A 15882-nucleotide genomic window follows, 5' to 3' on the forward strand; every position below is an offset into this window, starting at 1 on the left:
CCCTCAAAAATCAAGCACGCATGCTTGCATTTTTCCGGGACGGCTGGGATGCTGACCCCGTGGCCGATCTCGAGGCATTGCTCGCCGACTTCACCGCCGAATGCGCCGATCTCGATCGGCTGATCGCGGACCTGGATCCGACCGGCTGGGAGCGCGACACCCCCGCCGCCGGGTGGACCATCGCGCACCAGATCGCCCACCTGAACTGGACCGATCAGGTCGCCGCCGTCGCGGCCACCGATGCGGCCGAATTCGACAGGCTGGTCCAGGCCGCGCTGCCGAAGGCCCTCACCTTCGTGGACGAGGCCGCCGAGGAGGGGGCGAAAACCCCTGCGCCGCAACTGCTCGCCGACTGGCGTCGCGACCGTGCCGCCCTGGTGGAGGCGCTGCGCACGGTCCCGGCCGGCACCAAGCTGCCCTGGTTCGGCCCGCCCATGAGCCCGGCCTCCATGGTCACCGCCCGCCTGATGGAGACCTGGGCGCACGGCCAGGACGTGGCCGACACGCTCGGCCTCACCCGGGAGCCCACCGCGCGGCTGCGGCACATCGCGCACATCGGCGTCCGGACCCGGAACTTCGCGTACCTGACGCACGGCAAGGCCGAGCCCGGCGAGGAGTTCCGGATCGAGCTGGCCGCTCCCGACGGGACGCCGTGGACCTGGGGACCGGAGGATGCCGCGCAGCGGGTCAGCGGGCCCGCCCTGGATTTCTGCCTGGCGGTCACCCAGCGTCGCCACCTCGACGATCTCGCGCTCGAGGTACGGGGCGAGGAGGCGTTGGAATGGCTGGGCCTGGCCCAGGCCTTCGCCGGTCCGCCCGGAAGCGGCAGAACGGCGGGCCAGTTCGCCTGACCCGCCGTCGATCCCGGCCTCCGACCAGAATCCCCAATTCCCACAGGGGCTTTTCTCCCAGCCGTCCGGGCGATGCCGGACCGGCCGAGAGGGAGCGAGCGAGCGCCAGCCTGGGTGCGCCGTGCCTGGTGCCGACCGGACGCCGTTGGCCGGAGGTCTCTTCGATGGCAGTCGAGTTGGCGCTCGCCGCTAACAAGTTTTTACCCAGGCTTTCGCTGCCGAAAACCTGATGATGCCCAACCTTTCTCGATAGTGATCCTGGTCTCACCTACCGCATGTGGTACCCGCCGCCACCGTAATCTGGACGCGCGTACGACTTTCAATGGTGCGGGTCTGCGTTGCGCAGGGGGCCCCAGGGGAGAGGGAGAGGACGCACCAGTCATGTCGCATCAATTGGCGACCCAGGCCGCCCGGTCGACCCGGCGAACGGCCCAGGTGATCCGCTACAGCGCCATCGTCACCGCCAGCATGGCCAGCATCGGGCTGACCGTCGCGGCGGGCTCGTACATCGCCAACGAGATGGCCCAGCGGCCCGGCAAACTCACGACCACCACACCGGCCGGACGCCCGGCGCTCGCCGCGCCCGGCCCCGCCACCGATCGGCCGGGCGTCCAGCTCGGCGCGCCGATCGCCGAGAAGATCACGCTGACCTCGCTTTTCAACGGATATCCGCTGGATCCGGCGGTGGCGCAGGGGAATCCGGACCACACCCCGGGCAGCGCTCCCGCGGCCGAGGCGCCGCGTCCGCTGGCCGGTCAGCTCCGGCTCGGCACCACCTATGTGGGCGCGCAGCTGGCCGGGGCCCAGCACGAGACGGTGACCCTCACCCTCGACACCAACGTCTTCGCCACCGTGGCCGACCTGCTGCTGAACTCGCCGCTCGGGCAGCAGCTGGGGATCACCACCGACCCGACCGCCAACACCCGGCTGCGCACCGATGTGGACAGCCACGGCGACGTGACGCTGACCCTGTCGGATCCGGCGCTGGGCACCTACGGCCTGCAGATCGCCCGGCATCCGGTCCCGGCCGCGACCGATGCGAACGTCGTCCACGGAGAAGACTCGGCGACCGTCACTGTGTGAGACTTCCGGTGTGTACGACTACTGCGTGATCGGCGGGGGCATCGTCGGGGTGGCGACCGCGCACCGCGTTCTCGAGCGTCACCCGGGGGCGAGCCTGCTGCTGGTGGAGAAGGCCGGACAACTGGGCCTGCACCAGACCGGGCACAACAGCGGGGTCATCCACTCCGGCATCTACTACGAGCCCGGCAGCCTGAAGGCGCGGCTGTGCGTGCGCGGCGCGGAGCTGACCAAGGAATTCGCGGCGGCACACCACATTCCGTTCGAGGAATGCGGAAAACTGCTGGTGGCCACCGATGCGGCAGAGCACGCGCGGATGCTCGCGCTCTATGAGCGGTCGGTCGCCAACGGGGTCGAGGTGGAATTGCTCGACGCCGCCGAACTGGTGCGGCGGGAGCCGCGGATCACCGGGGTCGGGGCCCTGTTCGTGGCGAGCACCGGCATCATCGACTACGGCAAGGTGACCCGGGCGCTGGCCGAGGACGTGCGCGCGGCCGGGGGCGAGATCGTGCTGAACGCGGAGATCGCCGCCATCACCGAAACAGACTCAGCGGTAACAATTTCCGGTCCGGCCGGCAGCTGGCAGGCCCGGCGGCTGGTGGTGTGCGCGGGCCTGCAGGCCGACCGGATGGCGCGACTGGCGCGACTCGACATCGATCTGCGCATCGTGCCGTTCCGCGGCGAGTACTACCAGCTGCCGTCGCACCGCAAAGATCTGGTGAACACCCTCATCTACCCGATCCCGGATCCCGAATTGCCCTTCCTGGGGGTGCATCTGAGCCCCACCATCGACGGCGCGCTGACCGTCGGGCCCAATGCCGTGCTCGGCCTGGCGCGCGAGGGGTACCGGAAGGGGAGCGTGAATCTGCGCGACGCCCGGGAGATCCTGGGCTACCGCGGTTTTCACAAGGTGGCGGCCGCCAATATCGGCACCGGGCTGCGCGAGCTGCGCAACTCCCTGTTCAAGCGCGGCTACCTGGCCGAATGCCGCCGGTACTGCCCGGAGTTGACGGTCGCCGACCTGTTGCCACGGGAGGCCGGAATCCGCGCTCAGGCGGTGCTGCGCGACGGTAGCCTGGCTCACGACTTCCTGCTCGAGCGCACGCCGCGCTCGGTGCACGTGCTCAACGCACCGTCCCCGGCGGCCACCTCCGCGCTGCCGATCGCCGAGTACATCGTGGATCGATTGGACGACTCCGTTCAATAAATAGGATTGCTGTAGTACTTTTAATGGCAGCCGTGGGACAGGGAGCAGCCTATGGGCCATTTCAAATACGCGAGTGATGTCGGCGCACCGGTGGAAGTCGCGTTCACATATACGGACAACCATCAGTTCGTGCCGGACTGGGCGTTCGGCGTGGCCGCCTTCGAGCCGGTCGGGGATTCCGACCATGGCCTCGGAGCGGTCTTCGCAGCGACGTTGCGCGTCGGCCTGTGGCATCCCACGATCGAGTGTGAGATCACCGACTACCGCCGCAACGCGGTCATCGAGTACACACTGCGCCGACGCCGGAAGGGGAAGCCGGCGTCGGCGTGCTCCAACTTCTGTGTCATCACCCTGCGCTTCGACCCGCTCGGGTACGGACGCGCGGTGCTGACCTCGGAGACCGAGTACTGGGCGCCACGCGGCGTCACCGGCAAGTTGCTCTCCTCGGCGCTGGCCGCATTGGTGCAGGCCACGGTCCGGCAGACCGAATCGCAATTGCGCAGGGAGATAGAGGAATTCCACGGCACCGATCTTGTCGGCCGGATCGCGTAGGGTAGGCCGCATGATCATCGTGAGCACCGACGGATCATGCCTGCGCAATCCGGGCGGGGCGATCGGCTGGGCCTGGGTCAATCACGCGGGCGGCTCGGCCAGCGGCGGCGGGCCCTCGGGCACCAATCAGATCGCGGAACTGCGCGCGCTACTCGAGGCGGTCCGGGCCCATCCGAGCGCCGAACCCCTACTCATCGAGAGCGATTCGCTCTACGCCATCAAATGCGCCTCCGAGTGGATCAACGGCTGGCGCAACAACGGCTGGAAGACCTCGACCGGCGCGGCGGTCAAGAATGTCGAACTGATCCAGCAGATCGACCGCGCCATCGCCACCCGCCCCGGCCCGGTCCGGTTCCGCTGGGTACGCGGCCACGTCGGCAACTACTTCAACGAGCAGGCCGACACGCTGGCCGGACAGGCCGCCCGCCAGGCCGCCGCCACCGGGCAGACCACCGACTCCGATGCCGGTCAGCCGGAGCCCTTCGATCCGCCCACCGCACCGATCCCGATCGCGGAACCCAAGACCGAGCCGCTGCCGGTGACCCCGCCCGCGGAACCGGCCGAGAAGATCGGCGCGACCGCGCATTCCGCACCCGCCACCCCGCGCCGCCGGGCCGCCGCGGCCAAAGCGCCTGTCACCGAAGCACTCACACTGTTCTGAGAACAGCCTCCGAGGACCCTGCTGCGGTGCGCCTACCTGCGACGATGACGCCGCGATAGAACCAGAAGGGCCCGCCCCCGGAAAGCTCCGGGGGCGGGCCCTTTTCGCGCTGTGGCGGACTACTCAGTTGCCGGGCTTGGGAGCCGCGGGCGTCGGCGCGGGCTGCGCCGGGGGAGTCGCCTGGCCCGAGGGCTGGACGCCCTGCTTGTCGCCACCCGCACCCGGGATGGCGCTGTCATCGTTGCCGTAGACCGTGCGGTACTTGGTGACCAGCCACTTGTCGCCCTTCTTCTCCAACTCGACGTAGGAGGGCAGCGGCAGCACGACCGGCTGGGCGTGCAGATCGTTGTTGGCGGTTTGGAGCACGTCCACCAGGATGGTCGCCTTGTTCGCGTCGCCGGACTCGTAGGCGCAGCGCAGCATGCCCAGCGTCGCCTTGGCGTGCTGCTTGATCAGCAGGTCCTGCAGGTCGGCGGCGACCGGTTCGAAGCTCTGCGCGAACTCGCCGCCGTCGGCGATCTGCGCCTTCATCCGGGCGGCGAAGTCGGGCAGCGACTTCTCGTCGTACGCGGTGAGGGTGCGCACGAAACCGCAGGCCGCCGAGGTGGCGTCGTCGCGGTCGGCGAGTTGCTGTGCGCGCGAATGCGACTGCCACCAGAATCCGGCGGCGCCCGCGATGGCCGCGACCAGCAGCACACCGAGCGCGACGAGCGCGGCCAGCGGCAGCGACACCGCGGACAGCAGGCCGGACTTGCCGCCCGCCTTCGGATCGGCGGCCGGCTCGGAGCCCGCCGCGGCCTCGGCGTCCACACTCGCCTTCGGCTCGGCGTCCTTGCTCATCGCCACCGTCTCTGCGGCTTCGCTCGCCTTCGGCTCAGCGGTCTCAGCCGCCTTCGACTCAGCGGCCTCGCTCGCCTTCGGCTCGGTGACCTGCTCGGCGTTGCCCTGGCTATCGGCCTCGGCGATGGAATCGTCTTCGGTTTTCTTGTCCTGGGCAGCGTCGTCCGACATCTGATAGATCACTTTCCCGGTGCGCTGCGGACGCACCGTGTTGGTTGAGGCCCTACTTGACCGGCGGCAGAGTCCGCTCGTTCGGATCCGCGCCCGCGGGCGGGAGCGCGCCGTTGTTGGGCACGTCCGGTCGCGGTGCGTTGGCCGAACCACGGATCTGCTGGTCCTGCGGCGGGTTCTGGCAGTAACCCGCCCACTTCGGGAAGGTGCTCTCGGTGGCCACATCGGGCCGGACCTTCTTGGTGACGTAGTCACAGAAGGCACGCGGCCAGATATCGACGATCGTGTAGAACTCGCCGTCGTGCGCGGGCACACCCATGGCGGAGGTGCCGATCACCAGCGACGGGAACAGTGCCCGCAGCGCCGGCGCGCGCAGCTGCGCGGCCCTGGTGATGGCCGCGAAGTTGGTGGCCAGACTGGTCATCGGGTCGGCGGTCTTGTCCAGCACCGCACCGAGGTCCCGCATCTGGCCGGGGGCCTGCTCCAGGATCTTCTGGAGTTCGGCATTCGCGTCGTTGAACTGATTGAACAACACACTCGAATTACGGGTCAGCGTACCCAGGTCGGGTTGCGCCAGCGCGGTGGTGCCGGAAATGACCTGCAAATTCTTGAGCAGATTGGTGGTCTGCGGGAGCAGATCGTCCAGGCCCTTGGTGGCGATGCTCACCGCGTTGATCAGCGAGCGCAGCTGGTCCGGGCCGCCGGACAGCGCGGTGTCCAACTCGGTCAGGATGACGCTGAACTTGTCCGGATCCACCTGCGCGATCAGGGCGCTGGCATTGTCGAGCACCGACCACACCGGGGTGGGCGTCTTGACCTTGGCCGGATCGAACTGCACGAGCGAACCGTTGTGCAGGAACGGACCGCTCTCGGTGTTCGGGCGGAAGTCGATGTACTGCTCGCCCGCGCCCGAGAGCGCGCCCACCGCGACCACGGTGTCCGCGGGGATGGAGTACTTCTTGTCGATCTCGGCGGTGGCCGCGATGGCCGCGCCGTTGTCGATCAGCTTGATGTCGTTGACCTTGCCGACCCGGAAGCCGCGCAGGGTCACGTCATTGCCCGCCTGCAGACCGCCGGAACGGTCGAGATTGACCGTGACCGTGTAGGTCTCGCGCAGCGGATTCACCCGCATCACGCTGATCGCCAGGTAGGACGCGCCCACCAGCAGGATCAGCACCAGCGCGGCATTGGACACCAGGTTCTTGTGTCGCGATACCCAGTTCATCGGTGTCCCCCGTTGATCCGGCCGTAGATGATCTGCAGGACCTGGATCAGGCTGCCGCCGAAATCGTTGAGATCCTTCAGATCCGGGAACTTGCTGTTGGCCGGGTCGGTCAGCAGGCCGACATCGAGCATGGTGAGGGTGCCCGCGACCGCCAGCGTGTCGCCCTTGAACGAGGCGTCGGCCTTGGGCCGGATGTCGTGCAGGGCGTCCAGCGCCGGGCCGAGCGTCTGATCGGTGCGGGCCAGCGCGGACATCAGCTGGTTCAGGTTGTCGAGCAGGCTGCCCAGCGAATCCGAGGTGGTGTTCGCGTAATCGCCCAGGGCCGCACTGGTCGTCGAGATCTTGTTGAGCAGATCGCCGATGGCCTGATTGTTCTCGGCGATGGCGCCGATCATGCCGGGCAGGCTGTCGGCCACCTGGCCGAGCTGCTGGTGGTTGGCCTCGATGGTGTTGGCCAGCGCGCTGAAGCCGGACAGCACATTGTCGACGCGCGCGCTGTTCTTGTTGAGACTGGCCATCACACTGGTCATCTGGGTCAGCACATGGCCGAGCTGTTCGCCGCGGCCGCCGACGATGGAGTCCATCTCGGAGGTCAGCTTGGACAGGCTGGCGATGCCGCCGCCGTTGAACAGCAACGAGACCGAGATCAGCAGCTCTTCGACGGTGGCGCCGGCCGAGGTGTTCTCGATCCGGGCGCCGTCCTTCAGCATCTCCGCGCCGGGCTGGGTCTTGGGCTTGGACACCGCCACGAAGACGTCGCCGAGCGGGGTGGCCTGCCGCAGTTCCGCCGTGCTGCCCTGGGGCAATTCGATGTCCTTGCGGATGGCCAGGTCCACATTGGCCTTGAAGTCCTTCGTGGTGATCTTGGTGACCACCCCGACGTCGGAACCACCGATCTTGACCTTGGCCTGATCCGGAAGGTTCAGGGCATTGTCGAAGGCCGCGTGAATCGTGTAGGTATCGCTGCCCGGACCGGGTTTGGGCAACGGCAGGCTCTCCACCGTGATACCGCAGCCCGACGCCACCACGGCCGTCGCGGTGACCGCGACCGCCACGATCGCGCGCCGCGCCCGGCGGCCGGTGCGCTCACCCCGGAGGGCCGACATTCGATTGCTCATTTGGTCATCCCCAGCGCCGCCGCCATCAGACCGAAGTCGGGTCCGAAGTCCTCCATCTTGCCCGTCCGGCAGCCGTCCGCCCGCATCTGGACGCGCTCACAGAACACGCTGATGAGCTCGCCCGAGAGCGCGGTGCCGATCAGGCCGTGCAGGCGAATGAAGTTGCCCTGCCGGTTGACCGAGCGGTCCAGGTTCTGCATGAGCAGCGGCGTCACGTCGACCACCTCGGTCACGCCGGCCGCGTTGTCGCGCAGCTGCTTGGTGACCGCGGTGAGCCCGGTGAGGGTGCCGTTGAGCTGATCGGAGTACTGCGAGAACGCGCCACTGGTGTTGGCCAGGAAGCCGTTCAGCTGATCGAGGGTGGCCCGCAGGCCGGGGGCCTGCTCGGACAGCAGCCCGGTCATCTGGGTGATCTTGTTGCTGAACCCGCGCACCGAATCGTCGTTCTCGGCGAGCATGGTGGTCAGCTCGTTCAGCTTGATGATGATGGTGGAGATGGCGTCCTTGTTGTCCAGGCCCGTCTTCAACGCCCCGGACAGCGAGTTGAGCACATCGCGCATCTTCTCGCCGTTGCCGTTCATCATCGGGTAGAGCACCCGGCCCGAGAGCGGGCCGATGCCGTCCTGTCCCTCTTGGGGTTTCAGCGCGGCGGCGAACGAGTCGATGGTCTTGATCATGGTGTCCAGCTCGACCGGGGTCTTGGTCTGCTGGGTGGTCAGGTGCGCGCCGTCGCGCAGCTTGTCACCGCCGGTGTAGCGCGGGGTGAGCTCGATGTGCCGGTCGGTCACGATGGACGGCGAAACCAGCGCGGCCTGAACGTTCTTCGGGATGTCGACGCCCTTGTCCACGGTCATGTGGACCTCGACGTACTGGCCCTTGGGCACGATCTTGTCGACCCGGCCCACCTCGAGGCCGAGCACGGTGATCGGGTTGCCCTCGAACATGCCCGCGATATTGAGGAAGTCGGCGGTGAAGTGCTGGGTCTGGCCAGCGGCGTCCTTCACTCCGAGCGGAACCAGCGAGCACGAGCCGACGGCGGCGGCCGCCACACCGATCATGGCCGCCTGGGCGATTCGTTTCAGCATCATTGGTGGCACCCCTCGTTCACCTGCGCGAAGCACAACCAGTTGTCCGGGAACAGCCAGGGCAGCGCGACCTCGCCGTAGTTGCCGTTACCGAAGGCATTGTTGAACTGCCGGATGGCCGGCGGCATGATCGACAGCAGCCGGTCCAGGTTGTCCTTGTTCTTCTGCAGACCCTCGGCCATGGTGTTGAGCTGCGTCAGCGTCGGACCGAACCGGTTGTCGTTCTGCGCGCCGATCTGCTGCAACTGCTTGCTGAGCGTGGCGATATTGTCCAGCAGGCTCTTGAGCAGGCCCTGCCGCTCCATCACCCGGTTGGCGATGGCCTCGCCCTGGGTGATGACCAGCAGCACGCTGTTGCGGTTGTCGCCGAGGATCTTGGTGACCTTGTCCAGGTCCTTGAGCAGCTGGTCGACCTGGTCCTTGCGGTTGTTCATGGTCTTGGCCAGCGCGCCGATGGCGTCGAGGGCCTGCACCGTCATCTGGGGGGTGTCGCCCATCTGCTGATTGATCAGATTGAGCGAGTCCGCCAGCTTCTTGGTGTCGAGCTCCTCGAACTTCGGCGTGCCCTCCTGGACCACGTCGGCCAGGTTGTAGGGAACCACGGTGTTGGACTTGGGGATCCGGTTGCCCTTCAGGCCCTTGCCGTCACCCGGGACGAGGTCGACGTAGCGCGCGCCCAGCAGGGTCGCCATCTTGATCGACGCCTTGGCGTCCGGGCCGAGCTTCACATCGTCGTTGACGCTCAGGGTGATCAGCACGTGGTCGCCCTCGAGCTCGGCGGCCGAGACGGTGCCGACCGGGACGCCGGAGACGTCCACCTTGTCACCGACCTTGATGCCGGCGGTCTGCACGAACTCTGCCTTGACGCTCTTGGTGCCGATGCCGACCGACTTGTAGATGGAGGAGCCCATCAGCAAGCCGACGATCACCGCGGCGCCGAGCACGCCGAGCCAGAAATTGCGGTTGGAATTGAAGCGGGACTTGAGTTTCGACATCATGGCCGGCACACCGCCGAGTGGGAGTTGCCGCCGATCTGCGAGAACAGACCGCGCGGGAAGAGGACACCGTACAGCGACACGTCGAGGCTGCAGAGATAGGCATTGGCGTAGGCGCCGTTCTGGGTGAACTTGCCGACGTCGGAGAGGATGCCGGGCAGATCCACCGCGGCCTGGTCCAGCTTGGAACCGTTGGCCAGCAGCAGCGCGAGCGCGTCGTTGCTGGAGGCCTGCGCCGCCACCAGCTTGGGCTGGATCTTGCCGAACATGTCGACCAGACCCAGTGTGGCGTCGGCGATCTGGACCGTGGACGCCTGCAGCGACTGGCCCTGGGCGTACAGGCCGCCGATCAGGGCGCGGGTCTGGGTGACCAGCGTCTCCAGTTCGTCGCCGCGCTTGGCCAGGCCGGACATGACGCTGGACAGGTTGGTGATCACGTCGGAGAGGATCCCGTCGCGGCGTTCGAAGTCCGAGGCCACCGCGGCGGCCTGGGTGATGAACGCGCTCAGCGACACATTGTCGCCCTGCAACGCCAGGATGAAGGTGTTGGACAGGTTGTTCACCTGCTCCGGCTGCAGCACCTGGAACAGCGGCTGGAAACCGTTGAGCAGACCCGAGACGTCGAAGGACGGCTCGGTGCGCTCGATCGGGATCACGCCATTGTTCTTCAGCGCCACGTGATCACCGGTCTTGGGCTTGCCCGCGACCGGCGGGGTCAGCGCGACATACCGCTGACCGATCAGGTTCTGGTAGCGGACCAGCGCCTTGGTGTCGCCGAACAGCGTCTGATCACGCTGCACGATGAAGGTCACCTTGGCCTGGTTCTTGCTGTCCAGTTCGATCTTGTTCACCTTGCCGACGCGCACGCCCGCCATCCGGACGTCATCGCCCGGACGCAGACCCAGCACATCGGTGAAGGTCGCGGAGTAGGTGTTGGTGGAACCCTGCACCGTGCGGGCCAGCGTGTTCCAGATGACCGCGGTCACCAGGACGGACACGATCGCGAAGATGCCGAAGCCGATCAGCGGTTTGCGAATGCTCATCGGCCGGCCTCGCTCTGCGTCAGGTGCACGGTCGCATCCTTCAGAATCGGGCTCAGCAGCAGGTATTCCGCCGCGGTGGGACGCCGGCCGAGCATCGCGGTGATGGCGTCGTCACCGGCGAGGGAGATGTCCTTGCCGGTCGCCGGCGCGTCCGGCCGGCTCGCCGGAGCCGCGGGGACCAGGTTCGGGAACATGCCCTGCAACGGGGTGCCCGCGAGCGGGTCGTTGCCCGGCTTCGGAGCGTCGCCCGGCTGGGTCGAGGGCACACCGGTGACGGTGACGCCCGGGATCAGCGGGAAGCCCGGCGGCGGCGCGGTGATCGGCAGACCCGCCGCGGCGTCGATGGCCCTGGGCCGCATGGATTCCGGCAGCGTGCCCGGGTCCGAGGTGAGCGGCGCGGTACCACAGCTGGGCGCGGCCAGCTCGCCGTACCGCGGGCAGTCCTCGCGGGTGTAGGGCTTGTAGGGCGTGAACGTGATGCCCACGTTCCAGATCATCTGGTTCTGCGGACCCCAGTGGAAGCTCGAACTCAGCTTGCGGATCGAGTCGTTGAGGTTCGCGATGGCCTGCGGAATCGCGTCCGGGTTGTCCGACAGCGCGCCGAACAGGGCGCTGGTGCCGGTGGTGACGTCCTTACCGACATTGGGGTTGCGGGCGAAGAGGCCGTTCACCTTGTCGATGGTGTTGGACGTCCCGGCCAGCAGCGCGGTCAGCTCGGCCCGGCGGTCGGAGATGGTCTGCGCGGTCTTGACCGAATCCTGCAGCACCCCCATCAGTTCCGGCGCGGACTGGTTGAGCGCGCGGAAGGAGGTGGAGAAGTCGTCGAGGAAGCCGCCCACATCCGGGACCGCCCCGCGCACCCCGGCGAGCCAGGTGTCGACGCGCTCGATGGTGGAGCCGGGCATCCGGCCGCTGCCGTCGAGGGCGTAGGACAGGGTGCCCAGCACCCGGCCCAGCTGCACCGGATCCAGCTTGCCGAGGATGTTGCGGACCGTGGTGAGGGTGTCCTGCAGGGCGATGGTGCCCTTGGAGGTGTCCTCCGCGATCTGCGAACCCTCTTTGATGTGCGCGGAATCGGTTCCGTTGTAGACCAGTTCGACCGAGGTGACGGCGAACAGGTTGGACGGCACCACACGCGCGGTGACATTGGCCGGGATGCCCGAGGTGTACTCGGGCTTCATCTCGATGTGCACCTGCTGCAGCTCGCCCTTGGCGGCCACCGACACATCCTTGACCGCGCCCACCAGCACACCGCGGAACTTCACGTCCGCGTTGGCCGGCAGGCCGTCACCGGTGGTGGTGAGATTCGCGGTGACATTGACCTTTTCGACGAAGTAGCCCTTGTACCGCGCCATCAGGAATCCCAGGATGACGGCCATGACGGTGAGGCCGCAGACTCCGGCGATGAGCAGCTGCCGCATCGTCGGTCCGCGCCCGCTCGGATCGATGATCATCGTGTGCGCCCCCTATCCAGAGATCCGGATACCGGGGTTGACCCCCCAGATCGCCAAGGTCATGAACAGGTCGGCGAAGACGACCGCGATGATGCAGTACTTGATCGCGCGACCAGCGGCCACACCCACGCCCTCCGGGCCGCCGGAGGCGAAATACCCGTAGTAGCACTGGATGAAGGTGGTGATCGCGACGAAGATGATCGCCTTCAGCAGTGAGTACAGCACATCGTGGGGGATCAGGAACTGATAGAAGTAGTGCTGGAAAGTGCCTGTCGCGGTACCGCCCACCAGGGACACGGTCAGCGAACAGGAGATGTAGGCCAGCGGCAGCGCCAGGCAGTACAGCGGCACGATGGCGATCATGGCCGCGATCATGCGAGTGCTGACCAGGTACGGAAGCGGCCGGATGGCAACCGATTCCAGCGCGTCGATCTCCTCGGAGATGCGCATGGCGCCCAGCTGCGCGGTGAACCGGCAGCCCGCCTGCGCCGCGAAAGCGACCGTGGCGAGCATGGGTCCGAGCTCACGCGTGGTGGCGAAGGCGGAGATGGCGCCGGTCAGCGGGCTCAACCCGAGCAGGTTCAGCGAGGTGTAGCCCTGGATGGCGACGGTCATACCGCCGAACGCCGACAGGATCAGCACCACGCCGATGGTGCCGCCACCGACCACGAGATTGCCGTTGCCCCAGGTGACGTCGGACAGCAGCCGCCACACCTCTTTGGGGTACTGCTTGAACGCCATCGGCATGGAGCCGATCGAGCGTAGGAAGAAGAAGACCTGGTGGCCGATGCGGGCCAGCCAGTCGCGCGGCCATCCGGCCGCGCCCTTGATCCGTTGGAACGGCCGCAGCAGCGGCGGTACGTAAGTAGCTGACACGGCTCAGACCATCGCTGGGGGGAAGAAGGAGTTGTACAGCTGCGTGATGATCAGATTGACGCCGAAGAGCATGACCGCCGACATGACCACGGCGGTGTTCACCGCGTTGGCGACACCGCCCGGGCCGCCCTTGGCATTGAGCCCGGAGTCGCAGGCGATGATCGCGGCGAGCAGGCCGAAGATGAGCGACTTCAGCAGGGCGGCAATCAGATCGGCCGTGACGGCGAAGGACGAGAAGGTGCCGATGTAGGAGCCCGGCGTGCCGTTCTGCGCGAAGATATTGAAGACGTAGCCGGTCAGGAAGCCGACGAAAACCACGAAGCCGCAGAGCAGTACGGAGACCAGCATGGCCGCGCCGAGGCGGGGGGCCACCAGCCGCCGCATGGGGTCGACGCCCATCACCTTCATGGCGTCGATCTCCTCGCGGATGGTCCGCGAGCCGAGGTCGGCGCAGATGGCCGAACCGACCGCGCCGGCGATCATGAGCGAGGTGACCAGCGGCGCGCCCTGCTGAATGATGCCCAGTCCGTTGGCCGCACCGATGAACGAGGTCGCACCGACCTGTCCGGCAACCGAACCCACCTGGATCGAGACGATGACGCCGATCGGAATGGCGACCAACAGGGTGGGAGCGGCGGCGACATTAGCCATGAAGGCGCACTGCCGGACGAACTCACCGTAGGGGAAACGTCGGCGGAAGATGGCCACGAAGAGCTCGGTGACCGCCGCGACACCCATCACCATCATGCGGCCGCCGGTTTCCAGCGACCGTTTCGGATGGTCCCGCCAGTACCCCTTGGCCCAATCCACTGCCGTATTCATCCGTGACGCCGGCGGTGGACTCCCCGGTCCCCCCGGGATCGTGGTCGACTGCACTGACTACCCCTCTCGACGCCGGAGTTACCCGCCTCCGGCGACTGTTTGCTTGACGCACCCTACTACGGAGTTAGGAAAAACACACCACCGATTGTGGTTCCGATCATAGAGCCGGATCACATTCACGCTATGGCTGTGAACAGCCACATCAGAGTTGGTTTTCGTGCAAAAGAACCTGGCAGATATCTAGAACTTGTTCTAGTTTTCGACTAACTGCCGGAAGATGTGAACACCTACCGGTATCAATTTGTAGGACCAAATTTATCGGAATTCGATAGCCATTGTGCATTGGGCCGATATCCCCATCCAACTAGGTAAGTGCCGCGAAGCCCAGCAGGACACGGCTCGGCAACACAAGGCGGTACAACCGCCAACCGGGCCCGAATACTGACAGGATGTGTAACCGCAGGTTGCGATTCGTGCGGCTTCCGACACCTGGAGGGACATGATCAACAAACTGGCCGGGGCGACCGGCGTGTTCGCCGTCGCTATCGGCACCGTGCTCACCGGCGCCGGAGCCGCTCACGCCGATGGAGGCGCCGTCATCGGCGGCGGCTCCGGGATCATCATCGACGATCAATACGAATGCACCGTCACCACGATCGGTTACGACGGAGCAGGTCGCCTGGTCGGCCTCACCGCCGGTCACTGTGGCGACGCGGGCTCCAAGGTCTGGGCCGAGAAGGACCGGGCCGCAGGGCAGATCGGCCAGTTCGTGTACTCCAACCACGATCTGGACTACGCCGTCATCCAGTTCGATCCGAACCGGGTCATCCCGGTCAACCGGATCGGCGGCGTCACCATCACCGGCATGGGCGGCCCGGCGACCTTCCCCGCCATCGTCTGCAAGGAGGGCCGGACCACCGGCAACACCTGCGGCGTGGCGTGGGGCGACGTCTTCGACACCAATGTCGAGACCTGGAGCCAGATGTGCGTCGTCGAGGGCGATTCCGGCGCGCCGGTCGTCGTCGGCACCACCCTGGTCGGCATGGTCAACGCCTACCTGGCGGTGGCCTGCTTCGGCCCGGAGGTCGGCACCAACATGAGCGCGATCATGGATGACGTCAACGGACGGGGCGGCGTCGGCGCGGGCTACCGGCCCGTCTGACCCGGCCCTCGGTCATCCGAGCCGAGAAATGCCGAAAGCGGCGGTGATTCGAGAATCACCGCCGCTTTCCGTCGTACCGGTCCCGGAGCGTTCCGGCCCGGTCCTAGAGCGTGTTGACGCAGACGACGAAGTTGCGATCGTCGTAGACGTAGCCCTGATCGCCGTCCGGGCAGTCGTCGACGCTGGTGCTGTGCTGCACGATCGACACCACCTTGACGCCCTCGGTGGCCGTCTTGCTGGTGCACGGGATGCGGTGCGCGGTGTCACCGCCGACCTCCATGCAGTCGCCCACCACCCAGTCGATGGTCAGGCAGAGCGCGCCGGTCTCGGAACCGTTGAGGGTCTCGTAGTAGACCTGGTCGGAGTCCTTGCCGCACTGGGCATTCTTCGGAGCCTTGCCGGTCACCTTGTAATTGGAGTCCTGGCTGCCGCACACCGCCTTGTCGATGGTGGCGTTCTCGGTGGTGCCGCCCAGCTTCACGCAGTCGCCGATCGAGGCGTGGAAGTCGGTCTTGCCACCGCGATCCGCGCGCGGCGTGGTGGTGGGCGCACCGGGCTTACCGGGCTTGGTGGGGGTGTTCCCCGGGGTCTTGGTCGTGGTCGGGAGCACGATATCGCCGGGGGCGGCCGTCGGATGGCCGGTGACGGTGCTCCCACAGCCGGCGAGCAGCAGGGCGGCGACGGCGGAGATCGCGGGCACGACGATCCGGACGGAAAGCTGCTGACGCAACACGGGCGAG

16 protein-coding genes are annotated in these 15882 nt (G+C 67.0%); 6 read left to right on the top strand and 10 right to left on the bottom strand.

Annotation, left to right across the window (positions count from 1 at the left end; all coding sequences use genetic code 11):
* The first annotated feature begins 59 nt into the window (after positions 1-59).
* The 5 genes from ACQP06_RS35210 (at position 60) to ACQP06_RS35230 (ending at position 4351) form a co-directional block, all read left to right on the top strand.
* Positions 60-851 carry a TIGR03084 family metal-binding protein gene (locus ACQP06_RS35210; protein WP_433669464.1) on the top strand — a complete coding sequence of 264 codons (792 nt, stop codon included), beginning with the start codon at positions 60-62 and terminating at the stop codon, positions 849-851.
* A 381-nt stretch (positions 852-1232) separates the two neighbouring features.
* Complete coding sequence (locus tag ACQP06_RS35215) at positions 1233-1934, top strand: hypothetical protein (protein WP_433669465.1); 702 nt, start codon at positions 1233-1235, stop codon at positions 1932-1934.
* A gap of 10 nt (positions 1935-1944) precedes the next feature.
* A complete protein-coding gene (gene lhgO / locus ACQP06_RS35220) occupies positions 1945-3138 on the top strand; it encodes an L-2-hydroxyglutarate oxidase (protein WP_433669467.1) in 1194 nt (397 codons plus the stop codon).
* A 51-nt stretch (positions 3139-3189) separates the two neighbouring features.
* The gene (locus ACQP06_RS35225) at positions 3190-3690 is read left to right on the top strand and encodes an SRPBCC family protein (protein ID WP_433669469.1); all 501 of its coding nucleotides are present in this window, start codon (positions 3190-3192) and stop codon (positions 3688-3690) included.
* A 10-nt stretch (positions 3691-3700) separates the two neighbouring features.
* On the top strand, positions 3701-4351 hold the full coding sequence (locus ACQP06_RS35230) for a ribonuclease H family protein (RefSeq protein WP_433669470.1): 651 nt from the start codon (positions 3701-3703) through the stop codon (positions 4349-4351).
* Between the two features lie 123 nt (positions 4352-4474).
* Here ACQP06_RS35230 and ACQP06_RS35235 read toward each other — a convergent pair whose 3' ends face one another.
* The 9 genes from ACQP06_RS35235 to ACQP06_RS35275 are packed head-to-tail and all read right to left on the bottom strand — an operon-like array spanning position 4475 to position 13980.
* Positions 4475-5362 carry a hypothetical protein gene (locus ACQP06_RS35235; protein ID WP_433669471.1) on the bottom strand — a complete coding sequence of 296 codons (888 nt, stop codon included), beginning with the start codon at positions 5360-5362 and terminating at the stop codon, positions 4475-4477.
* 52 nt (positions 5363-5414) lie between these two features.
* On the bottom strand, positions 5415-6587 hold the full coding sequence (locus ACQP06_RS35240; protein WP_433669472.1) for an MlaD family protein: 1173 nt from the start codon (positions 6585-6587) through the stop codon (positions 5415-5417).
* A complete protein-coding gene (locus tag ACQP06_RS35245; RefSeq protein WP_433669474.1) occupies positions 6584-7705 on the bottom strand; it encodes an MCE family protein in 1122 nt (373 codons plus the stop codon). The genes ACQP06_RS35240 and ACQP06_RS35245 overlap by 4 nt, the downstream gene beginning before the upstream one ends.
* A complete protein-coding gene (locus ACQP06_RS35250; protein WP_433669475.1) occupies positions 7702-8793 on the bottom strand; it encodes an MCE family protein in 1092 nt (363 codons plus the stop codon). Before ACQP06_RS35250 ends, ACQP06_RS35245 begins: the two co-directional genes overlap by 4 nt.
* Positions 8790-9785, bottom strand: a complete 996-nt coding sequence (locus ACQP06_RS35255; RefSeq protein ID WP_433673528.1) for an MCE family protein — start codon at positions 9783-9785, stop codon at positions 8790-8792. The genes ACQP06_RS35250 and ACQP06_RS35255 overlap by 4 nt, the downstream gene beginning before the upstream one ends.
* Positions 9785-10828 (bottom strand): MCE family protein, encoded by a 1044-nt coding sequence (locus tag ACQP06_RS35260; RefSeq protein ID WP_433669477.1) that lies wholly within the window; start codon positions 10826-10828, stop codon positions 9785-9787. The genes ACQP06_RS35255 and ACQP06_RS35260 overlap by 1 nt, the downstream gene beginning before the upstream one ends.
* On the bottom strand, positions 10825-12282 hold the full coding sequence (locus tag ACQP06_RS35265; protein ID WP_433669478.1) for an MCE family protein: 1458 nt from the start codon (positions 12280-12282) through the stop codon (positions 10825-10827). Before ACQP06_RS35265 ends, ACQP06_RS35260 begins: the two co-directional genes overlap by 4 nt.
* A 12-nt stretch (positions 12283-12294) precedes the next feature.
* On the bottom strand, positions 12295-13158 hold the full coding sequence (locus ACQP06_RS35270; RefSeq protein WP_433669480.1) for an ABC transporter permease: 864 nt from the start codon (positions 13156-13158) through the stop codon (positions 12295-12297).
* 3 nt (positions 13159-13161) lie between these two features.
* Entirely contained in the window at positions 13162-13980 is an 819-nt protein-coding gene (locus tag ACQP06_RS35275) for an MlaE family ABC transporter permease (protein ID WP_357088587.1), read from the bottom strand.
* Positions 13981-14479: 499 nt separating this feature from the next.
* Here ACQP06_RS35275 and ACQP06_RS35280 point away from each other — a divergent pair, with 499 nt between their 5' ends.
* The gene (locus ACQP06_RS35280) at positions 14480-15142 is read left to right on the top strand and encodes a serine protease (protein ID WP_433669482.1); all 663 of its coding nucleotides are present in this window, start codon (positions 14480-14482) and stop codon (positions 15140-15142) included.
* Positions 15143-15245: 103 nt separating this feature from the next.
* Here ACQP06_RS35280 and lppU read toward each other — a convergent pair whose 3' ends face one another.
* Complete coding sequence (lppU, locus tag ACQP06_RS35285) at positions 15246-15872, bottom strand: LppU family putative lipoprotein (protein ID WP_433594799.1); 627 nt, start codon at positions 15870-15872, stop codon at positions 15246-15248.
* Positions 15873-15882 lie beyond the last annotated feature (10 nt).

Source organism: Nocardia sp. CA-136227 (assembly GCF_050955695.1).
GTDB lineage: Bacteria > Actinomycetota > Actinomycetes > Mycobacteriales > Mycobacteriaceae > Nocardia.